Origin of the sequence: Halomonas sp. H10-9-1 (genome assembly GCF_040147005.1) — a bacterium.
Lineage (GTDB): Bacteria > Pseudomonadota > Gammaproteobacteria > Pseudomonadales > Halomonadaceae > Halomonas.
Genome location: NZ_JAMSHO010000001.1, coordinates 3,407,314 through 3,427,130 on the forward strand (window position 1 = coordinate 3,407,314; position 19,817 = coordinate 3,427,130).

Consider the following 19,817-nt stretch of genomic DNA (forward strand, 5'->3'; position numbering starts at 1 on the left):
GCCCGTATGGCCCCATGAGGTAGCAAAATAATGACAAGCACAACGACACGCATCCAGCAGCACACCATCGGCGCGGCCCTGGCGCGCAGCGCCCGCAAGAACGCCAGCCGCCCGGCCCTGACCTTCGCTGATCGCCGGTGGACCTATGCCGAGCTCGACCGCGCGGTGAACCGGGTCGCCCACGCCCTGATCGACGCCGGCCTCACCCCCGGCGATCGCCTCGCGGTCTACGGCAAGAACTCCGATGCCTACGTGATCGCCTGGCTGGCCGCCACCCGGGCCGGCCTGGTCCATGTGCCGATCAACTTCGCCCTGAGCAGCGAGGAGCTCAGCTACATCCTCGAGCAATCCGGCGCCAGCGGCCTGCTCAGCGACCTCAGCCTGGCCGACAAGGTGGAGGCTGCCAGCGGTGCGGCCGGCCTGGCGCTCTCGGGCACCCTGCATGCCCCCCAGAACGGCGGCTTCGACGTGCTGAAGGCGGCCCTCGCCGAGGGCGACGACACCGAGCCGGCGGTGGAGCTCGATGGCCAGAGCCTGGCCCAGCTGCTCTATACCTCGGGCACCACCGCCGCGCCCAAGGCGGCGATGATGACCCACCAGGCCCTGCTCGCCGAGTACATGGCCTGCATGGTGGAGCTCGACATCAAGGCCGACGAGCCGATGCTGGCCGCGCTGCCCCTCTACCATTCGGCCCAGATGCACGTCTTCCTGATGCCGGCCCTGCTGCTGGGGGCACCGGTGCACCTGCGCGAGGCGCCCGCCGCCGACGACTGCCTGGAACAGATCGAACGCCACGGCATCGCCTCCTTCTTTGCCCCGCCCACGGTGTGGATCGGCCTGCTGCGCCACCCCGAGTTCGACCGCCGCGACCTGAGCCGGCTGAAGAAGGCCTACTACGGCGCCTCCATCATGCCGGTGCCGGTGCTCGAGGAGCTGCGCCGGCGCATCCCCGGCGTGGGGCCCTACAACTGCTACGGCCAGAGCGAGATCGCCCCGCTGGCCACGGTGCTGCGACCCGAGGAGCACGATGCCCGGCCGGCCTCGGCGGGCCGCCCCATCCTCACCGTGGAGACGCGCATCGTCGACGCCGAGATGAACGACGTCCCGCCGGGCGAGCATGGCGAGATCATCCACCGCTCGCCTCAGCTGCTCACCGGCTACTGGGACAAGCCGGAGATGACCGAGGAGGCCTTCCTGGGCGGCTGGTTCCACTCCGGCGATGTGGGCTACATCGATGAGGAGGGCTACCTCTTCATCGTCGACCGCATCAAGGATGTCATCAACACCGGCGGCGTGCTGGTGGCCAGTCGCGAGGTGGAGGAGGTGCTGTTCCAGCACGCCGCCGTCTCCGAAGTGGCCGTGATCGGCCTGCCCGACGAGAAGTGGATCGAGGCGATTACCGCCGTGGTGGTGCTCAAGGAGGGCGAAGAGGTCAGCGAGGCGGCACTGATCGAGCACGTTCGCGAGCACATGGCCCCCTACAAGGTGCCCAAGCAGATCCATTTCAGCGATGCCCTGCCCAAGAGCACCGCCGGCAAGATTCTCAAGCGACACCTACGCAAGGAGCTGCAAGCGTGACTTCGACGCCGCCACAGGACGAGCTGACCCCGCTGTTTCACGACATGATCTGCCGCTTCCTCGACCAGGAGGTGGCGCCCCACTACGACGCCTGGGAGGAGGCCGGCGAGGTGCCCCGCGAGCTGTGGCGGCGCATGGGCGAGGCGGGGCTGCTGGGCATCGACATGCCGGAGCCGCTGGGCGGTGCCGGCGCCGACTTCGCCATCACCCAGCGGGTCATCGAGGAGATCTCGCGGCGTGGCTTCGGCGGCCTGGCCAGCGCCTACAACATCCACGCCAATATCGTCATGCCCTACCTGCTGCATATCGCCACCCCGGCGCAGCAGCAACGCTGGCTGCCGGCCATGGCCAGCGGCGAGGCGATCGGCGCCATCGCCATGACCGAGCCCGGTGCCGGCAGCGACCTGGCCGGCATGCAGAGCCGCGCCCGACGCACCGAGAGCGGCTGGCGACTGGACGGCGGCAAGATTTTCATCACCAACGGCCAGGTGGCCGACATGGTGATCGTCTGCGCCAAGACCGACCCCGAGGCCGGCGCCAGGGGGGTCTCGCTGTTCCTGGTCGACACCGCCCTGCCCGGCTTCTCGCGCGGCCAGCCGATCAAGAAGATCGGCCAGCATGCCAGCGACACCGCCGAGCTGTTCTTCGACGGCATCGAGCTGCCACGGGAGGCCCTGCTCGGCGAGGAGGGCCGCGGCTTCGCCTATCTGATGCAGGAACTGCCCCGGGAGCGCCTCGGCGTCGGCACCCAGGCCCTGGGTGCCATGGAGGGGGCCCTGGCGCTGACCCTGGAATACGTCAGGGAGCGCCGCGCCTTCGGCCAGCGGGTGGGCGACTTCCAGAACACCCGCTTCACCCTGGCCGGCGTGCAGGCCGACATCGCGATGGCGCGCGCCTACCTGGAGAAGTGCATGGCGCAGTACCGCCAGGGCAGCATGGGCCCCACCGAGGCCGCCATCCTCAAGCTGCGCCTCACCGAAATGCAGTGCGCCACCGCCGATACCTGCCTGCAGCTGTTCGGCGGCTACGGCTACACCCGCGAATATCCCATCTCGCGCTTCTATCTGGATGCCCGGGTGCAGACCATCTATGCCGGCACTTCCGAGATCATGAAGGAGGTCGTTGCCCGCTCGATGCTGGGCAAGGCCTGACACTGGAGAATTCCCATGCACCTTGATTCCGTCGTCATCCTGGGGGGAGCCCGCACCGCCATCGGCGGCTTCGGCGGCAGCCTCTCGGGCCTCGCCCCCCATGAGCTCGGCACCGTCACCGCCCGGGAGGCGCTTGCGCGTGCCGGCGTCGAGGCCGCGGCCATCGACCACGCCGTCTACGGCCATATCATCACCACCGGCCCCCAGGACGCCTACCTGGCCCGGCATATCGCCCGGGCGGCCGGCGTGCACGACGAGGCCGGCGCCTTCAACGTCAACCGCTTGTGCGGCTCCGGGGTGCAGGCCCTGCTCTCCGCCGCCCAGCAGATCGCCCTGGGCGACAGCCGCCTGGCCCTGGCCGGTGGCGCCGAGTCCATGAGCCGCGGCGCCTACCTGCTGCCTCCCCAGGCGCGTAGCGGCCTGCGCATGGGCCACGCCAGCGTCACCGACCTGACCCTGGGCATCCTCAGCGACCCCTTCGACAGCGGCCATATGGGCTGCACCGCCGAGAACATCGCCAGCCGCTACGGCCTGAGTCGCGAGGCGGTGGACCGCTTCGCCATGCAGAGCCACCACAAGGCGGCCCGAGCCATCGCCGAGGGGCGCTTCGCGGCGCAGATCGTGCCGGTAACCGTGCGCGAGGGGAAGCAGGAGCGCGTCTTCGACCGCGACGAGCACGTGCGCGACGGCGTCACCCTGGAGGACCTGGCCCGGCTCAGGCCCGCCTTCCAGAAGGAGGGGCTGGTCACCGCCGGCAACGCCTCGGGCCTCAACGACGGGGCGGCCAGCCTGGTGCTGGCCAGCGCCGAGGAGGCCGAGCGCCGTGGTCTGACGCCCCGGGCGCGGCTGATCACCGGCACCGTCGCCGGGGTCGAGCCGCACCTGATGGGGCTGGGGCCGATTCCCGCCGTGCGCCGCTGCCTGGAGCAGGCCGGCCTGACCATCGGCGATATCGATGTCATCGAGTCCAACGAGGCCTTCGCCGCCCAGGCCATGGCGGTGGCCGAGGAGCTGGCGTTTCCGGCAGAGAAGCTCAACCCCAACGGCGGCGCCGTGGGCCTTGGCCACCCGGTGGGCGCCACCGGCGCCATCCTGGTGATCAAGGCGCTGGCCGAGCTCGAGCGCACCGGCGGCCGCTACGGCCTGATCACCCTGTGCATCGGCGGCGGCCAGGGCATCGCCCTGCTCATCGAGCGCTGTTGATCGGCGACCTGTTGGAGAGCGGCGTGCGCCTGGTCGACGAGATCCCCAAGACCAGCGTCAGACCAGCGTCGACAAGCTCGACAAGCAGCGCATCCGTCAGGAGATATAGGCCAGGCTCCCCCGCCGATAGGCGGCGGGGGTATCCCCGGTCCAGCCACGGAAGGCGCGGCTGAAGCAGGCCTGGTCCTCGAAGCCGAGCCGTTCGGCGATGCCGGTCAGCGGCTGGTCACTGCGGGTCAGTGCCTGGATGGCGACATCCCGCCGACACTCATCCTTGACCGCCTGGAAGCGAGTGCCCTCCGCGGCCAGGCGCCGCGACAGGGTGCGCACCGACATATGCAGCGCCGCGGCCACCTCCGCCACGCTGGCCGCATAGGCGCCGTGGCGGGTCAGGTGCTCGCGCACCCGGTGGGAGAGCAGGCGCTCCTCGAAGGAAACATAGAACCAGTCCGCCGGGGCGCGCTGCAGGAAGGCGCCCAGGTGTCGCTTGGTCTGGCGGATTGGCTCGTCGAGGATCGCCCGATCGAAGTAGATGGCGGTCTGGGGGCGGTCGAAGCGCAGTCGACCGGGATAGAAGTAACGGTAGTCGGCGCTGTGCTCGGGCTCGGCATAGGCGCACTCCAGGGTGATCGGCGGAATCTTGCGGGCGATCATCCAGGAGGCGATGCCGTGCAGCAGCTTGAGCATCAGCTCATGCACCAGGATGCGGCTGCCCGCCGGTGGCCGGTGCTCTACCAGGCCGATACGCACCAGATCATCGCCATGACTGACCTCGTAGCCGAAGTCGTCGAGCAGAATGCGAAAGAACAGCCGATAACGGTGCAGCGCTACCTTGAGGGTAGGAGCCTCCAGCAGGCTCAGGCACAACAGCTTGAGGGTGCCGCCGCGCAGCGGGCGAGCGAAGAAGCCTGGCGTCTCATCGTCACAGGCGTTGACCAGCAGCCGATAGAGGGTGGCAAACTGCCCCACGGTGACCCGTCCGTGGGGCGATTCCAGCAGCCGCGGCGAGATGCCGGCGCGACGCAACAGGCTAGCCCGCTCGGCGGTCAGTCCCGGCACGCCCTGGAACAGCTCGCCGACGAAGTGCCGCGACACCGTCACCGTCATGCGCTCCCTCGCCCCCCGTCGTTCACCGAATACAGCTATCGGTTATACCCGAACACGACGCCGCCGACACTCCTCCCTCCGTCGCCTGTGGCTGGCCCGCGTTCTGTGTCACCATCCCGAGTTGATCCATGTCAGCTCATTCCAGCGCCTGGGAGGCCGCCATGCTCGAGTTCCGCCAGGTCCACAAGGCCTATGCCACGCCCCAGGGTCCCCTCGAGGTGCTCGCCGGGGTCGACCTGAGCCTGGCGGCGGGCCAGAGCGTGGCGCTGATGGGGGAGTCGGGCAGCGGCAAGTCGACCCTGCTGCACCTGGCCGCGGGGCTCGACCTGCCGGACGCCGGCGAGGTGCGCGTAGGCGGCTGGGCGATCTCCCGCCTCGCCGAACCCGAGCGGGCGCGGCTGCGGCGGGAGGCGCTGGGCCTGGTGTTCCAGCAGTTCCACCTGGTGCCGAGTCTCTCGGTGCGCGACAACCTGCGCCTGCAGGCGCGGCTCGCCGGACGCGAGGATCGCGCCTGGTCGGCCGAGCTGATCAGCCGCCTGGGCCTGGCCGGGCTGGAGGGTCGCTACCCGGAGCAGCTCTCCGGCGGCCAGCAGCAGCGCCTGGCCATCGGCCGCGCCCTGGCACCGCGTCCGGCGCTGCTGCTGGCCGACGAGCCCACCGGCAACCTGGACGAGGCCACCGCCGGCGAGGTGCTGGCGCTGCTGCTGGCGCTGGTGGAGGAGACCGGCTGCGCGCTGCTGATGGTGACCCACAGTCCACGCATCGCGGCCCCGCTGGACCGCCGCCTGCGGCTCTCCCGCGGCACCCTGGCACCGCTGGCCGCCGTGGAGGCGAGCTGATGGCGACACTGCTGGCCACCCTGCTCTCCCACTACCGCCGCCATCCCGCCCAACTGGCCATGCTGCTGCTGGGGCTATGGGTGGCCAGCGCCCTGTGGAGCGGCGTCCAGGCGATCAACGCCTCGGCGAAGGAGAGCTACGCCCGTGCCGAGGCGCTGTTCACCACCGGGCTCGATCGCCTGGAGCGCCTCGATGGCGAAGTGCTGACCCGCGTCGACTTCCTCGCCCTGCGTCGCCAGGGGCTGCCGGTCTCGCCGCTGCTGGAGGGCGAGCTCACCGCCCCCGACGGCACCCGGCTGACGCTGATCGGCATCGATCCGCTCACCCTGCCCGGCGACAGCGCCTTCGCCACCGCCGGAGGCCTATCTTCAGGCCCAGGCGATCTCACTGGTTTCCTGACGCCGCCCTGGCAGACCCGCCTCGCCCCGGACACCCTGCCCAGCCTGGACCTCGACGCCGACTCCGCCCCGGGGGCGACCCCACGCCTGGCGGCGGGCCGGCTACCGCCGCTGAGCCTCGCGCCATCGCTGCCGCCGCACACCCTGGTGATGGATATCGCCGCGGCCGCGGCGCTGCTCGACAGCGGGGAACACATCACCCGGCTGGTGACCGCTCCGGGAACCCTGGCGGCCGCACCACCGGGCCTGGCCCTGACCCGCGCCACCTCCCTGGTCTCGCCGGGCCAACTGACCCAGAGCTTCCACCTCAACCTGACGGCACTCGCGCTGCTGGCGCTGATCGTCGGCCTGTTCATCGTCCAGGCGGCGCTGGGCCTGGCCCTGGAGCAGCGCCTCGAGATGCTGCGCACCCTGCGCGCCCTGGGGGTCTCGGGCCGCGCCCTGGTGGCCGGCCTGGCCCTGGAGCTGGTGCTGCTCGGCAGCATTGGCGCCCTGGCCGGAATCGCCGGCGGAGTGTGGCTGGCCCGGGCGCTGCTGCCCGACGTGGCCGCCACCCTGGGCAGCCTCTACGGCGCCGGAGTGGGCGTGGAGCTGCGCCTGCCCTGGCACTACTGGTTCGGCGGACTGGCGGTGACCCTGGGTGGGCTACTGCTGGCAGGCGCCGGGGTGCTGTGGCGAGCCGCGCGCCTGTCGGTGCTCGACCTGGGCCGCGCCCAGGCGTGGCGCGGCGGCTACCAGCGCCAGCTCATGCGCATGACCCTGGCCGGCGCGGTGGTCGCGGCGGCCGGCCTGGCACTCTGGGCGTGGCTTGCGCGCCAGCCCGCCGGCGAGGGGCTGGCGGCGGGCTTCGCGCTGATGGCGGCGCTGCTGCTGGTGGGGGCACTATGGCTGCCGCCGCTGCTGGCCGGCGCCCTGGCGGGCCTTGGGCGGCTGGCTCGGCGGCGCCCGCTGGCCCAGTGGGCCCTGGCCGACCTCGAGCTGCAGCTGCCGCGTCTATCGCTGGCACTGATGGCGCTGCTCATCGCGCTCTCGGCGAGCCTCGGGGTCAACAGCATGGTGGGGGGCTTTCGCCTGACCTTCCTGGAGTGGCTCGACCAGCGGCTGGTGGCCGACCTCTACCTGGACCCACCGGTGGAGCGCTTCGCGGCGGTGCACGCCTGGCTGGGCGAGCGCCCCGAGGTGGCCGAGCGCCTGGTCACGCGACACGGCGAGAGCACCCTGCTGGCGGTCGAGGCCGAAGGGGCCTCGCGTCTGCTCTCCCGACCGCTAGCGCTGTTCGGCCTCACCCCGGGCCAGCGGCTGACACCGAGCTGGCCGCTGCTGGAGACCCGCAACGGACGGCAAGACGCCTGGCGCGCCCTCGGGGAGGGCGAGGCCTTTATCAACGAGCAACTGGCCGTCGCCGAGGACATCGCCCCGGGGGATCGCCTGACCCTGGCCGCCCCGGGCGGCCGGGTGACCCTCGCCGTGGCGGCGATCTACCCCGACTACGGCAACCCGCGCGGCGAGGTGCTGATGGCCGCTCCGGCGCTGGGCGCTCGCTTCGCGGCCCCACCGGACTCGCTCGGCATCGTGCTGGCCCCGGGGGCCGACGGCGAGGCCCTGGGCGCAGCGCTGGCCAGCGAGTTCGCCTTGGGCCGAGATGCCCTGCGTGACCAGGGCGCGGTCAAGCGCATCGCCACCGGCATCTTCGAGCGCACCTTCGCCATCACCCGGGCGCTCAACGCCCTGACCCTGGCGGTGGCGGCGCTGGCACTGCTGGCCAGCCTGCTGGCCCAGGCCCGTGAGCGCCGCCGACGGCTGGCACCGCTGTGGGCTCTGGGGGTACCGAGAGGCCAGCTGCTGGGCGTCCAGCTCGCGCAGCTGGGGGGCGCCGCCCTGGCGGTGGGCCTGGTCGCCGTGCCGCTAGGCATCGCCATCACCTGGGGGCTGGTGGCGGTGATCAACGTGGCGGCCTTCGGCTGGCGCCTGCCGCTGCATCTGTTCCCGGGGGAGGTCGCCCTGACCCTGGCCACCGCCGTGGCGGTGGCTCTCACCGCCGCGGCGCTACCGGCGCTGCGCCTGTGGCGCACCCCGCCCCGGGCGCTGCTCGCCGAGGAGCCAGGATGATGCCACAACCGACCCACCCTGCCGCTCGCTTCCCGTGGCGGGTCCTGCTGCTCGGCTGGACGCTCGCAACCCTCCTGGTCCTCGCCGGCTGCGACGAGGCGTCCACCGAGCCCTCCGGCACCGGCTTCGCCGGGCTCGGCGAGAGCGGCGCCGGCTTCATGCAGGCCAGCGCGGAGACCCGGCTGCGCTTCCCCGCGGATCACGGCGCCCACCCCGACTACCGCATCGAGTGGTGGTATCTCACCGCCAACCTGGAGGACGCGGCCGGCGAGCCGCTGGGACTGCAGTGGACCCTGTTCCGCCAGGCGCTGGCACCGCCGAGTGCACGCCCGGCCCCCACCCCCTGGGCCACCGACCAGCTATGGATGGCACATATGGCGGTGTCCCGCGGCGAGCAGCACGCCGTGGCGGAGCGCTTCGCCCGCAGCCACTCGACGGCCCCTTCCCGGCCGATGAACCACCAGGCCGGCGCGCTGGCGTTCCCCTTCCGCGCCTGGCTCGATGACTGGGAACTGGCCAGCGCCGTGACGGAGCCCGGAGGCGACACCTTCGAGCGGCTCACCCTCACCGCCTTCGACGGCGGGGGCGATAAGCGTTTCGGCTATCGCCTGATGCTGACCGCCGAGGGCCCACTGGTGCGCCACGGCCGCCAAGGGTTCAGCCAGAAGTCGGCCGACGGTCAAGGCTCGCACTACTACAGCCAGCCGTTCTGGCGCATCGAGGGCGAGGTGACCCTGGCCGGCGAGAATCATGCGGTGAGCGGCCGGGGCTGGCTCGACCGCGAGTGGAGCAGCCAACTGCTCAGTCCCGACCAGGCGGGCTGGGACTGGTTCTCGCTGCACCTGGACGACGGCCACCGGCTGATGGCCTTCCGGCTGCGCGGCGGCGGGGCCGACGGCGGCGACTACCGCTCCGGCAGCTGGATCGCCCCGGACGGCACCACCCGCCCGCTGGACTCGCGGGAACTGGCGCTAACAGCGCTGGCCACCTCCCCCGTGGCGGGGCGCGAAATGCCTACCCGTTGGCGACTGGAAGTGCCCGAGCAGGGCCTCGACCTGCTCGTCGAGGCGCCCCACACCGAGCGCTGGATGGACACCACGGTGCCCTACTGGGAGGGCGAGGTGGTGGCCCGCGACCATGATGGCGGCGAAAGGCTGGGGGTGGGCTATCTGGAGATGACCGGCTATTGATGGACGATAATCCTATAAGCCTGCTATCGAGATGGCCGGCCCGACGCGCTACCCTGAAGGCATTCCCACGCCCTGGAGCTCGCCATGCTGCCTAGCCTGTTCATCTCCCACGGCTCGCCGATGCTGGCCCTGACCGAGACCCCGGCCCACGCCTTCCTGCGTGACCTGGGCCGCGACTACCGCCCCCGCGCCGTGGTGGTGGTGTCGGCCCACTGGGCCAGCCGCCAGCTGCTGGTCAGTACCAGTGAGCGCCCCGAGACCATCCACGACTTCGGCGGCTTCCCCCGCGAGCTCTTCGAGGTGCAGTACCCGGCCCCCGGCGAGCCCGAACTGGCCAGGCGTCTGGCCCGGGAGCTCAACGCCGTGCCCACCGAACGCGGCCTGGATCACGGCGCCTGGGTGCCACTGTCGCTGATGTTCCCCACCGCCGAGGTGCCGGTGGTCTCGCTGTCGCTGCCGATGCAGTGGTCCAACGCCGAGCTGCTGGCCCTGGGCGAGAGACTCCAGGCACTATGCGAGGAGGATATCCTGGTGATCGGCTCCGGCAGCCTGACCCACAACCTCTACGAGATGCTGCCGCTGGACGCCGAGATGCCGCCCTGGGTCGGCGAGTTCGCCGACTGGGTCGAGGCCTGCCTGGTGGCGGACGACCGTGAGGCGCTGCTGGCCTGGGAGCAGGGCCCCAAGGCCCGCGAGAACCACCCCACACCGGAGCACTTCCAGCCGCTGCTGGTGGCACTGGGTGCCGGCGGGCCGGGCCGACGCCTGCACCACAGCGTGGAGCACGGCGTGCTGGCCATGGACGTCTACGCCTTCGACTGACGCCGCCGACACTCCCCTGAAAGCACGAGGCCGCCCCGTTGTCGGGGCGGCCTCGTCTCGTTGCGTACCAATGTCGCGGAATCAGGCGTCGGGGATTTCCAGCGCCTGCTGCACCACCGGCCAGGCCGGCTCGCCGTCGCGGGTAGTCACACCCTCGAGGAAGGCCTCGACCCGCTCGGGGTTGTCGCGCAGCCACTGCAGGGCGACCTCCTCGGGCTCGCGCTCCTCGTAGCTGAAGCCACGGATCATGGCGCTCTGGTCGTCGGCGCTGAACACCAGCTGGTCCAGCAGCCGGGTGGCGTTGGGGTTGGACTCGGAGAAGTCCGTGGTCACCAGCGTCTTGACGTCGCTTCGCCCGCCGTCGGGGCCCCACATGTCCTGGGTGTCATCGAGGTAGCGGATATCGTATTCGATGTTCATCCAGTGCGGCGTCCAGCCGGCGAAGACGATCCACTCCTCGCGAGCGATGGCGGCATCCGCGGCGCTGAGCATGCCCGGGGTGGAGGTCTCGGAGAGATCCCAGTCACCGAGGCCGTAGGTATCGTTCTCGACCGCCTCGTTGAGGGTGTCGCTCATGCCGGAGCCCACCTCGATGGAGTAGACGGTGCGCCCCAGCTTCTCGGCGACTTCCTCGTCGGCCAGGTCCTCGGCGGAGGTCACGCCTGCCTCGTACACGTAGGTCGGCACCGCGAAGCCCAGGCGGGCGCCGTCGACGTTGTTGCCCAGGTCGACGATCAACCCCTTATCCAGGGTGGTCTCGTACATGCCCTGCTGGGCGGGCAGCCAGGCGGCGAGGAAGGCGTCCAGCTCGCCCTGGGTGAGGGCCTCGTAGGTGATAGTGGAGCCGAGCTCCTGCTGGCGCACCTCGTAGCCCAGGGTCTCGAGCAGCCGGGACGCCAGGGCGGTCTTGACGGTGACGCCCGGCCAGGCGGGCACGGAGAAGCGCACCTGGGCCGGCTCCTCGGCGAGGGCCGCGCTGCTCCAAGTCAGCGGGGCGGCCAGCAGGGCGCCAGCCAGCGCCAGGGTAAGGGGACGACGGGACAGGTTCATCGGGTCTCCTTGGCAGGTCATGCCATGAATGGATACGGGCATGACCTTAGCGCCCCCCTGCGTGAATAACAAAATGCGGTATCGACACTCAGTCAGGCCAACCTGGAGACCACCTCTCCTGACCGGCCACAAACATTGCATCAGGCGGTTTGTGGCCGACATTCGGCCTGGGCCTCGAGGACACCATGGCCGATGTGGATCAGCTTCCGCATCGCCGCCCCAGGGATGGTATCTAGGACAGCGCCGGATCCGGGGAAGGCAACAGCAGCGTGCAGCGAGAGTGCCGAGCGTCAGACCTCTGCTGGTCATGCAGCAGGTCGAGCGCCAGGGTGCTGGCTTCCACGCAGACGATGCTGGCCCGATAGCAGAGATCGGAGGTCAAGGCCTCCCAGTGCATCACCGCATTCACACCCCCCCTCAGCACCAGTGCCAACCACAGCAGCAGCCCCCTCATGCTGAAGAGCGGGCACACCAGGGAGAAGGTCGGCATCACCGGCGCTCGGTAGCCCTCTAGGTGGTCCTTGAGCGGTATCGTGGCGCCGCTCGAGCGACCAGGGTTAATGTAGGGGGGTATCCACCGCAAGGAGCGATTCGCATGGCGGTACGTGACCTGAGCCGGGGGTGGCTGCTGATGGTCGCCCTTACCCTGCTCGCCGGCTGTGCCGGCAAGGAGCTGGCGGTGGAGGACCCGCCGCCCCACGAGAGCCTCTCCATCGACCGCGTGCTGATCCTGGCCGCGGCCGAGCGCGCCCTGGGAACGCCCTATCGCTTCGGCGGCAACACCCCTGCCGGCCTCGACTGCTCGGGGCTGGTGCAACTGGCCTACCAGGCCGCCGGTATCCCCGTGCCGCGCACCGCCGATGACCAGTTCCGGGCCCTGCCGGAAGTGGATCGCGCCCGCCCCGGCGACCTGCTGTTCTTCGATACCAGCGGGGGTGGCAAGGCCAGCCACGTAGGCATCTACCGCGGCGACGGCCAGATGATCCACGCCCCCGGCCGTGGCCGTCGGGTGGAGACCTCGCCGGTGGAGATCGCCTACTGGCAGGAACGCTTCCTGGGCGCCGCCGCCCCGGCGCCCTGACCCCGGAAAACGCTTAAGTCTGCGTTAAGCTCGCGGCGCCAGAGTCTCGGTGACACGTCACGGAGACGCCCTGATGCCCGATTCGAGCCACCTTCCCTGCCCGCTTCCCGCGCCCGACGGCGCCCCGCTCGAGTGGCAGGAAGCCCTTCACTGGTGCCGCCGCCGGCGCCTGGAGCATCTGATACGTCGGCGTTTCGCCGAGGAGCACGGCGCCGCGATCCGCCACCTGCTGCCGCGCCTCTTTGGCCTGTGGCAGGGCGCTACGCCACTGGCCGCGGTCGGCGTGCACCAAGCCCACGCCGGCCCGCTGTTCCAGGAGCAGTACCTGGATGTCAGCGCCGAACGCTGCCTGGCCGAATGCTTCGCTCGCCCCGTGGCCCGCCACCAGGTCGCCGAGATCGGCAACCTGGCCAGCCTCCGACCTGGACTGCAGCGCCGGTTGTTCCTGCACCTGGTGGCGCAGCTCGGCCGCGAGGGCATCGCCTGGCTGCTGTTCACCGCGACACCCGAGGTAGCCAACGGCATTCGCCGCCTGGGCCTGACCCTGGCGCCGCTGACCGCCGCCGATCCGGCGCGTCTCGGCGACGAGCGGGCCGACTGGGGACGCTACTACCAGCGCCGCCCCTGGGTGATGGCCGGCGATCTTTCCCGAGCCTACCGCGAGCTCGAGGCGCGGGGCCTGCTGCCCTCGCCCCTGCCCCATGCGGCGGAGCTGTCCCATGCACACCTCGCCTGAAGCCTTCCGCGCGCGGCTGGCCCGCCATGCCGAAGCGCTAGCGACCCACGTCGCGCTGGTGGAGGGCGCGCGGCGGGTCACCTTCGCGCACGGCCATCCGGTCGGCTTCTTCGGCATGGTGCAGGTGCTGGAGGGCACCAGCACGGCGCTGGCCACCCAGGCTGCCGAACGGCTGCAGGCGAGCCTCGAGCTGCCCGACGAGGCGCTGCGCTACCTGACCTCCCACGGCAGCCTGGACATCGGCCACCTGGCCTTCTTCGAGGGGCTGGTGAACCGCCTGGAGGCCGACGACCTGGCGGCGGTGATCGACACCGCGAGGCTGGTCTATCGCCTCTACGGCGCCATGTTCCGCGGCGTCGAGGCGCGCTGCAGCGGCGGTAGTGCCGCCCGGGAGCTCGCCGATGCGCTGGCCTGACCCCCTCGCCCGTCGCCCACGCCTGCCGGAAGGCGGCTGGCCCGCCCAGCGGGTGCTGATCACCGGGGCCAGCGGTGGCATCGGCCAGGCGCTGGTGGACGAGCTGGCCGCCGCCGGGGCGCAGTTGCTGATCAGCGGCCGCCGCGCCGAGGCGCTCGAGGCCGCGGTGGCTCGCCACCCCGGCCGGGTCACCGCGTTGCCCGCCGACCTGACCCGCGCCGAGCAGCGCGCCCGACTGGTGGCCGCGGCGGAACAAGCGGGCATCAGCATGCTGATCAACGCCGCCGGGGTGAACCGGGTGGCGCTGTTCAGCGAGGGCTCGGATGCCGAAATCGAGCGCCTCATTGCCCTCAACCTCACCGCCACCCTGCAGCTCACGCGCGCCCTGCTGCCCCAGCTGATGGCGGCCCGCCAGGGCTGGGTGATCACCCTGGGTTCCACCTTCGGCACCCTGGGCTACCCCGGCCAGGTCAGCTACTGCGCCACCAAGTTCGCCCTGCGCGGCTTCAGCCAGGCCCTGCGCCGCGAGCTCGCCGACACCCGGGTGCGGGTGCTGCATGTCTCGCCCCGGGCCACCCGCACCGCCATGAACGCCCCCGAGGTGGAGGCCATGAACGCGGCCCTGGGCAACGCCATGGACAGCCCCGCCCGGGTCGCCCAGGCGCTGCGCCACGCCGTGGAGCGCGGCCGCCGGGAGGCACAGTTGGGCAGGCCCGAACGCCTCTTCGTGCGCCTCAATGCCCTGCTGCCGGGGGTGGTCGACCACGCCCTGGCACGCCAGCTCCCCGTCATCCGCCGCTTTCTCGATACCCAGGAGACCACGCCATGAACGCTCGACGACTCTCGCACCGCCCCCTCCTGCGCCTCGCCGCCGCGCTGCTGGTCGCCGGCCTCGGCGGCTTGTTCGCCATTGTGGCCCTGGCCGCGAGCGATGGCAGTGGTGTCGATCCGAGCGTGGCTCGACTGCAGGCACGCTGGGCCGAGATCCGCTATGCGCTGCCCGAGGCGCAGCAGGCGAAGGCCCTGGCCGAGCTGGGAGATGAAGCGGAACGGCTGCTGGCCGAGCGGCCCGACGCCGCCGAGCGGCTGATCTGGGCCGGTATCGTGCGCGCAAGCCAGGCCGGCGCCGAGGGCGGGCTGGGGGCGCTGGGCCTGGTCAAGCAGGCACGCGGCTACCTGGAGGCCGCCCTCGAGCAGGACCCACTGGCACTGAGCGGCTCCGCCTATACCAGCCTGGGGGCGCTCTACTACCAGGTGCCGGGCTGGCCGCTCGGCTTCGGCGACGACGACAAGGCCGCATGGCACCTCGAGCGAGCGCTGGCCATCGACCCGGACGGACTCGACACCCTCTACTTCTGGGGCGACTATCTGCATGAACAGGGGCGTGACACCGAGGCCCGCCAGGCCCTGGAGAAGGCCCTGCAGGCAGCGCCACGCCCCGGCCGCGAGCTCGCCGATGCCGGCCGCCGCGAGGAGATCCACCATCTGCTGTCGCAACTGGAGAAGTGAGCCCGATGCGCATCCTGCTGGTCGAGGACGACCCGAGCCTGGCCTCGGGCATCCGCCTGGCCCTCAAGCCCGAGCACTACACCGTGGACCACCTCGCCGATGGCGCCACGGCGCTCATCGCCCTGCAGGGCGATGAGCCCTTCGACGCGGTGATCCTCGACCTCGGCCTGCCGGGACTCGACGGCATGCGGGTGCTGGAGGCCGTGCGGCGCGGCGGCAACCGGATTCCGGTGCTGGTGCTGACCGCCCGGGATGCCGTGGACGATCGCATCGCCGGGCTGGATGCCGGCGCCGACGACTACCTGGTCAAGCCCTTCGAGGTGGCCGAGCTCAAGGCGCGGCTGCGCGCCCTGCTGCGCCGCAGCCAGGGCCATGCCAGCCCACTGCTGGAGTGCCGCGGCATCCGCCTCGACCCAGCCAGCCGCCGGATCAGCTACCACGACGAGGAGGTCACCCTGTCGCGCCGCGAGTTCACCTTGTTGCAGGAGTTCATGGGTCACCCTGGGCGGGTCTTCACCCGTGACACCCTGACCCGGCTGGTCTACGGCTGGGAGGAGGACGTGGAGAGCAATGCCATCGAGGTTCACGTGCACCACCTGCGCCGCAAGCTCTTCCCCGAGTTGATCCGCACGGTGCGCGGCATCGGCTACGTGATGGACCGCGCCCCCCAGGAGGCCGAGGCGTGACCTCGATCCGCCGTCGCACCCTGGGGCTGGTACTGCTGGTGTTCGGCCTCAGCATGCTGGCGATCGGCCTGGTCAGCTACCGCTATGCCGCCCACGAGATCGAGGAGCTCTACGACGCCAGCCTGGCCCAGAACGCCCGCCTGCTGGAGGGGCTGATCCAGGCGCCGCTGCCGGACGACCAGCGCGAGGCGCTGCTGACCAGCCTGGAGAGCGCCCTCGAGCGCGCCGAGCAGTCGGACAAGCGCCTGGCCGGCCACCGTTACGAGAGCAAGCTGGCCTTCCAGCTGTGGGAGCAGGACCGGCTGCTGCTGCGCTCCGCCAGCGCCCCTACCCAGCCCTTCACCGCGGCGCCACCCGGCTACGCCAGCAGCCAGGTGGCGGGCCACGCCTGGCGGGTCTATGTCCTCGACCTGCCCACGTCGGCACGGCGGGTGATGGTCACCGAGCGCGACGACGTGCGCGGCGAGCTGACCCGCGCCGTGGCTCTGCGTACCCTGCTGCCGGACCTGATCGGCCTGCCGCTGCTGGCACTGCTGCTGTGGTGGGCCACCGGCCATGGACTGCGCCCCCTGTCGCGGCTGGCGGCGGCGATCCGCCAGCGTGACTCCCACAACCTGCAGCCGCTGGCGATGCACCCACTGCCCCGGGAGCTGGACACCATCGTCGGCGCCTTGAATCGGCTGCTGGAGCGCATCCGCCGGCTGCGAGTGCGCGAGAAGCGCTTCATCGCCGACGCCGCCCATGAGCTGCGCACCCCCCTGGCGGTGCTCGACCTGCACGCCCAGAACGCCCTGGCCACCGAGGACCCCGCCGACCGTCGCGAGGCGCTGGAGGAGCTGCGCAACGGCGTGGCCCGGGCCACCCGGCTGGTCACCCAGCTGCTGACCCTGGCGCGCCTGGAGCCCGAGGACGAGAAACAGGAGGCGAGCGCGCGGGTCGCCAGCGACCTGCTGGCCGAGGTACGCGAGGCGCTGGCCGAGCTCTTGCCGCTGGCGGTGGAGCGCGCTCAGGAACTGGACCTTGTCGCCGACGAAGGCAGCGACTGGCGGCTGGCAGCCGAGCCAGGCGCCATCGCGACCCTGGTACAGAACCTGGCCGGCAACGCCCTGCGTTACACCCCGGACGGCGGCCGGGTGACGGTGGCCCTGGCCGCCGATGACGCTTGGCTGACGCTGCGGGTGGACGACCAGGGCCCGGGGATCTCCGTCGCGGAACGCGAGCATGTTATCGAGCGCTTTCATCGCGTCGGCCCCGGGGCCGGCGCCGGCCTCGGGCTCTCCATCGTCGAGCGCCTGCTGGCCCGCCATGGCGGCACGCTCCACCTGGAGGAGGCACCCGGTGGCGGCCTGCGCGCCGTGGCAACGCTGCCGCGGGCCATCCTGGCCTTGCAGAGCTGACGCATGTCGCCGGCCTGGGCATAAGGGTTCGTTAAGACATAGCCCTCAGCATGGCGGCGTTGCCATTCAGGACGCTGCCCATGCCACCCACCACCCACGCCCTCTCAAGCTCCCGTGATGCCGTCCCGTCGACCGCATCACGGCCACTGCGCCGCCTGGCGCTGGCCTGGGCCGGCTTCCTGCTGCTGATGCTGGCGATCGACCGACTGGGGCTCGACTTCCGCCTCGCCGATGCTCTCTATCGCCTTCAGGGCGACGGCTGGACGCTGAAGCAGCATGTGCTACTCGAGACCTGGCTGCATCGCGGCGGGCGCAACTTCAGCCAATGGATGGGCGGCGGCGTGGTACTGCTGCTGCTGGTCAGCTTGGTCGCCCAGCCGCTGCACCACTGGCGCCGTCCCCTGCTGTATCTGTTCCTGGCGGTGGCCGGCTCGACGCTTGCGGTCTCGAGCGTGAAGCACCTGGTCCCCATGGAGTGTCCCTGGGACCTGGCCCGCTATGGCGGCGACTGGTCCTTCGTCGGCCTGCTCACGCGGCGCCCCGCCGGGATGCCGGATACCGCCTGCTTCCCCGCCGGCCACGCCAGCGCCGGCTATGCCTGGATCGCCCTCTACTTCTGCCTGCGCCAGGTGCGGCCTCGGCTGCGCTGGCTGGGCCTGGCCGTCGGCCTGGGGTTGGGCGTGCTCTTCGGCGCCACCCAGCAACTGCGCGGCGCCCACTTCCTCTCCCACGATCTATGGACGCTGATGCTCTGCTGGACCATCAGCGCCGTGCTGGCGAGCCGTCTGCTGCAGACATCGACGCCCGACATCACGGTCACCCCCCATGTCACCGAGAACGTTCCCAATGCCTGACACCACCACCTCACGTGTCGATGCTCGGCGTCGATTCCACTGGCGGCTGCCGGCCCTCTCCCCCCAGGCCCTGACCCTGCTGGCCTGCCTGAGCTTCACGCTCTTCTACAACCAGCGCTTCTGGGCGTCGGTGATCGAGGCCATGCCGACTACCGGGCTGGCCGGCTGGGGCCAGTTGCTCGGCTACGGCGTGCTGGTGACCGGCCTGCACTTGGTGGTCTTCCTGCCTTTCGTCAACCGGACCACCGCCAAACCATTGCTGACAGGTCTGGTGCTGATCGCCGCCTCGGTCAGCTACTTCACCGGCCACTACGGCACCTACTTCGATACCCACATGATAGATAACGTGCTGCAGACCGATACCCGCGAGGCCGGCGAGCTGCTTACCCCGGGACTGGCGCTCTATCTGCTGCTGTTTGCCGGGTTACCGAGCGCGCTGCTGTGGCGCTGGCCGCTGCGCCGCCGCAGCTGGCGGCGCGGCCTAGGAGCCGGCGCCCTCTGGTGGCTGGGCAGCGTGGCGACACTCGCCATGGCGCTACTGTTCTCCTTCCAGAGCCTCTCCTCGCTGATGCGCAACCATCACGAGCTGCGCTACCTGGTGACGCCGGGCAATGCCATCGTCTCCACCGGGCAGGTGATGGCGGCGCCGCCACCGCTGCCCGAGGAACGCCTGCCCATTGGCGAGGATGCACGACGTCTGGCGAGCACCGACGGCACCCCACGGTTGCTGGTGCTGGTGGTCGGCGAGACGGTACGCGCCGCCGACTGGGGACTGTCCGGCTACGCACGGCAGACGACTCCTCGGCTGGCCGAGCGTGACGTCATCAACTTCCGTGACGTGGCCAGCTGCGGCACCAGCACTGCCGTCTCGCTACCCTGCATGTTTTCCCCGCAAGGGCACAGCGACTACGACGAACGCTTCACCCGCAGCCACGAGACACTACTCGACGTAGTGCAGCGTGCCGGCTACCGCGTGGTATGGATCGACAACCAGTCGGGCTGCAAGGGAGTCTGCGATGGCGTGGAGCGGGTCTCACTATCGCCGCACGCCTACCCCGAACTATGCGGAGAGGAGGGTTGTCTCGATGGCGTGCTGATCGAGGCGTTGAAAGGTCAGGTTGCGTCGATCAGCGGCGATACGGTGGTCGTGCTGCATATGCTGGGCAATCATGGTCCCAGCTACTTCCAGCGCTACCCGGAAGACTTCCGGGTCTTCACCCCCACGTGCGACACGGCCGACCTGGCCCAGTGTGACCGGGAGGCGATCGTGAACAGCTACGACAACGCCATCCTCTATACCGACAGCGTGCTGGACGGGATCATCGGCGTGCTGGAGGAGGGCCAGTCCCTGGCCACGGCGATGCTGTATGTCTCCGACCACGGCGAGTCGCTGGGCGAGAAGGGCATCTACCTGCACGGCCTGCCCTACGCCATCGCTCCCCGGGAGCAGACTCGCGTGCCGATGGTGTGGTGGGCCGACGAGGACTTCGCCAGGCGCAGCGGCCTCGCCGCTGGCTGCCTGTCCGCCCAGCGCGACCGCGCCTTGCGCCATGACCACCTGTTCCATTCCCTGCTGGGATTGCTCGGGGTGGAGAGCCGGGTCCGCCAGGATGCCCTGGACCTGACCGCCGGCTGCCGGGCCCCGGCGGTGGCCACGACCGGGGCGCGGTCATAGCCTGGCGGTCAAGCCGC

General features: G+C 70.9%; 19 protein-coding genes. 16 read left to right on the forward strand and 3 right to left on the reverse strand.

The window, feature by feature from the left end; all coding sequences use genetic code 11:
• The first annotated feature begins 30 nt into the window (after positions 1–30).
• From NFH66_RS15805 to bktB, 3 genes are read left to right on the forward strand one after another with little or no spacing between them, the layout of a single operon-like run.
• Positions 31–1,578: an acyl-CoA synthetase gene (locus tag NFH66_RS15805; protein WP_349611166.1), complete on the forward strand. Its 1,548-nt coding sequence runs from the start codon at positions 31–33 to the stop codon at positions 1,576–1,578.
• 44 nt (positions 1,579–1,622) lie between these two features.
• Entirely contained in the window at positions 1,623–2,729 is a 1,107-nt protein-coding gene (locus tag NFH66_RS15810; protein ID WP_349611760.1) for an acyl-CoA dehydrogenase family protein, read from the forward strand.
• 15 nt (positions 2,730–2,744) lie between these two features.
• Positions 2,745–3,932 (forward strand): beta-ketothiolase BktB, encoded by a 1,188-nt coding sequence (gene bktB, locus NFH66_RS15815; protein WP_349611167.1) that lies wholly within the window; start codon positions 2,745–2,747, stop codon positions 3,930–3,932.
• Positions 3,933–4,028: 96 nt separating this feature from the next.
• On the opposite strand, the gene NFH66_RS15820 is transcribed toward bktB, so the two are convergent.
• Entirely contained in the window at positions 4,029–5,039 is a 1,011-nt protein-coding gene (locus NFH66_RS15820; protein ID WP_349611169.1) for an AraC family transcriptional regulator, read from the reverse strand.
• 161 nt (positions 5,040–5,200) lie between these two features.
• On the opposite strand from NFH66_RS15820, the gene NFH66_RS15825 reads away from it, so the two are divergent.
• From NFH66_RS15825 to NFH66_RS15840, 4 genes are all read left to right on the forward strand, one after another.
• A complete protein-coding gene (locus tag NFH66_RS15825; protein ID WP_349611761.1) occupies positions 5,201–5,878 on the forward strand; it encodes an ABC transporter ATP-binding protein in 678 nt (225 codons plus the stop codon).
• Positions 5,878–8,385 (forward strand): FtsX-like permease family protein, encoded by a 2,508-nt coding sequence (locus tag NFH66_RS15830; RefSeq protein ID WP_349611170.1) that lies wholly within the window; start codon positions 5,878–5,880, stop codon positions 8,383–8,385. Before NFH66_RS15825 ends, NFH66_RS15830 begins: the two co-directional genes overlap by 1 nt.
• Entirely contained in the window at positions 8,385–9,575 is a 1,191-nt protein-coding gene (locus NFH66_RS15835) for a lipocalin-like domain-containing protein (RefSeq protein WP_349611171.1), read from the forward strand. Before NFH66_RS15830 ends, NFH66_RS15835 begins: the two co-directional genes overlap by 1 nt.
• 84 nt (positions 9,576–9,659) lie before the next feature.
• Entirely contained in the window at positions 9,660–10,397 is a 738-nt protein-coding gene (locus NFH66_RS15840) for a dioxygenase family protein (protein ID WP_349611172.1), read from the forward strand.
• An 81-nt stretch (positions 10,398–10,478) separates the two neighbouring features.
• Here the strand turns inward: NFH66_RS15840 and NFH66_RS15845 are convergent, their stop codons facing one another.
• Entirely contained in the window at positions 10,479–11,447 is a 969-nt protein-coding gene (locus NFH66_RS15845; protein ID WP_349611173.1) for an ABC transporter substrate-binding protein, read from the reverse strand.
• A 232-nt stretch (positions 11,448–11,679) separates the two neighbouring features.
• Positions 11,680–11,937, reverse strand: coding sequence for a hypothetical protein (locus NFH66_RS15850; protein ID WP_349611174.1), 258 nt, complete (start codon positions 11,935–11,937; stop codon positions 11,680–11,682).
• A 105-nt stretch (positions 11,938–12,042) separates the two neighbouring features.
• Here NFH66_RS15850 and NFH66_RS15855 point away from each other — a divergent pair, with 105 nt between their 5' ends.
• From NFH66_RS15855 to NFH66_RS15895, 9 genes are all read left to right on the forward strand, one after another.
• Positions 12,043–12,528, forward strand: coding sequence for a C40 family peptidase (locus NFH66_RS15855; protein ID WP_349611175.1), 486 nt, complete (start codon positions 12,043–12,045; stop codon positions 12,526–12,528).
• A gap of 73 nt (positions 12,529–12,601) precedes the next feature.
• Positions 12,602–13,264, forward strand: coding sequence for a thermostable hemolysin (locus NFH66_RS15860; RefSeq protein ID WP_349611176.1), 663 nt, complete (start codon positions 12,602–12,604; stop codon positions 13,262–13,264).
• A complete protein-coding gene (locus NFH66_RS15865) occupies positions 13,248–13,679 on the forward strand; it encodes an iron-containing redox enzyme family protein (RefSeq protein ID WP_349611178.1) in 432 nt (143 codons plus the stop codon). The genes NFH66_RS15860 and NFH66_RS15865 overlap by 17 nt, the downstream gene beginning before the upstream one ends.
• A complete protein-coding gene (locus tag NFH66_RS15870; protein WP_349611179.1) occupies positions 13,666–14,508 on the forward strand; it encodes an SDR family oxidoreductase in 843 nt (280 codons plus the stop codon). The genes NFH66_RS15865 and NFH66_RS15870 overlap by 14 nt, the downstream gene beginning before the upstream one ends.
• Entirely contained in the window at positions 14,505–15,188 is a 684-nt protein-coding gene (locus NFH66_RS15875) for a tetratricopeptide repeat protein (RefSeq protein ID WP_349611180.1), read from the forward strand. Before NFH66_RS15870 ends, NFH66_RS15875 begins: the two co-directional genes overlap by 4 nt.
• A gap of 5 nt (positions 15,189–15,193) precedes the next feature.
• Positions 15,194–15,874: a response regulator gene (locus NFH66_RS15880; protein ID WP_349611181.1), complete on the forward strand. Its 681-nt coding sequence runs from the start codon at positions 15,194–15,196 to the stop codon at positions 15,872–15,874.
• Positions 15,871–17,271, forward strand: a complete 1,401-nt coding sequence (locus tag NFH66_RS15885) for an ATP-binding protein (protein ID WP_349611182.1) — start codon at positions 15,871–15,873, stop codon at positions 17,269–17,271. Before NFH66_RS15880 ends, NFH66_RS15885 begins: the two co-directional genes overlap by 4 nt.
• 80 nt (positions 17,272–17,351) lie before the next feature.
• Positions 17,352–18,125 carry a phosphatase PAP2 family protein gene (locus tag NFH66_RS15890; protein WP_349611184.1) on the forward strand — a complete coding sequence of 258 codons (774 nt, stop codon included), beginning with the start codon at positions 17,352–17,354 and terminating at the stop codon, positions 18,123–18,125.
• A complete protein-coding gene (locus NFH66_RS15895; protein ID WP_349611186.1) occupies positions 18,118–19,800 on the forward strand; it encodes a phosphoethanolamine transferase in 1,683 nt (560 codons plus the stop codon). Before NFH66_RS15890 ends, NFH66_RS15895 begins: the two co-directional genes overlap by 8 nt.
• The last annotated feature ends 17 nt before the right edge of the window (positions 19,801–19,817 follow it).

What these genes read in the sequence shown, in the direction of transcription:
- NFH66_RS15820 (WP_349611169.1), bottom strand. Translation starts at nt 5,039, where the DNA reads ATGACGGTGACGGTGTCGCGGCACTTCGTCGGCGAGCTGTTCCAGGGC.
- NFH66_RS15850 (WP_349611174.1), bottom strand. Translation starts at nt 11,937, where the DNA reads ATGCCGACCTTCTCCCTGGTGTGCCCGCTCTTCAGCATGAGGGGGCTG.
- NFH66_RS15830 (WP_349611170.1), top strand. Translation starts at nt 5,878, where the DNA reads ATGGCGACACTGCTGGCCACCCTGCTCTCCCACTACCGCCGCCATCCC.
- NFH66_RS15810 (WP_349611760.1), top strand. Translation starts at nt 1,623, where the DNA reads ATGATCTGCCGCTTCCTCGACCAGGAGGTGGCGCCCCACTACGACGCC.
- NFH66_RS15845 (WP_349611173.1), bottom strand. Translation starts at nt 11,447, where the DNA reads ATGAACCTGTCCCGTCGTCCCCTTACCCTGGCGCTGGCTGGCGCCCTG.
- NFH66_RS15880 (WP_349611181.1), top strand. Translation starts at nt 15,194, where the DNA reads ATGCGCATCCTGCTGGTCGAGGACGACCCGAGCCTGGCCTCGGGCATC.
- NFH66_RS15895 (WP_349611186.1), top strand. Translation starts at nt 18,118, where the DNA reads ATGCCTGACACCACCACCTCACGTGTCGATGCTCGGCGTCGATTCCAC.
- NFH66_RS15890 (WP_349611184.1), top strand. Translation starts at nt 17,352, where the DNA reads ATGCCACCCACCACCCACGCCCTCTCAAGCTCCCGTGATGCCGTCCCG.
- NFH66_RS15875 (WP_349611180.1), top strand. Translation starts at nt 14,505, where the DNA reads ATGAACGCTCGACGACTCTCGCACCGCCCCCTCCTGCGCCTCGCCGCC.
- bktB (WP_349611167.1), top strand. Translation starts at nt 2,745, where the DNA reads ATGCACCTTGATTCCGTCGTCATCCTGGGGGGAGCCCGCACCGCCATC.
- NFH66_RS15825 (WP_349611761.1), top strand. Translation starts at nt 5,201, where the DNA reads ATGCTCGAGTTCCGCCAGGTCCACAAGGCCTATGCCACGCCCCAGGGT.
- NFH66_RS15855 (WP_349611175.1), top strand. Translation starts at nt 12,043, where the DNA reads ATGGCGGTACGTGACCTGAGCCGGGGGTGGCTGCTGATGGTCGCCCTT.
- NFH66_RS15805 (WP_349611166.1), top strand. Translation starts at nt 31, where the DNA reads ATGACAAGCACAACGACACGCATCCAGCAGCACACCATCGGCGCGGCC.
- NFH66_RS15870 (WP_349611179.1), top strand. Translation starts at nt 13,666, where the DNA reads ATGCGCTGGCCTGACCCCCTCGCCCGTCGCCCACGCCTGCCGGAAGGC.
- NFH66_RS15835 (WP_349611171.1), top strand. Translation starts at nt 8,385, where the DNA reads ATGCCACAACCGACCCACCCTGCCGCTCGCTTCCCGTGGCGGGTCCTG.
- NFH66_RS15840 (WP_349611172.1), top strand. Translation starts at nt 9,660, where the DNA reads ATGCTGCCTAGCCTGTTCATCTCCCACGGCTCGCCGATGCTGGCCCTG.
- NFH66_RS15860 (WP_349611176.1), top strand. Translation starts at nt 12,602, where the DNA reads ATGCCCGATTCGAGCCACCTTCCCTGCCCGCTTCCCGCGCCCGACGGC.
- NFH66_RS15865 (WP_349611178.1), top strand. Translation starts at nt 13,248, where the DNA reads ATGCACACCTCGCCTGAAGCCTTCCGCGCGCGGCTGGCCCGCCATGCC.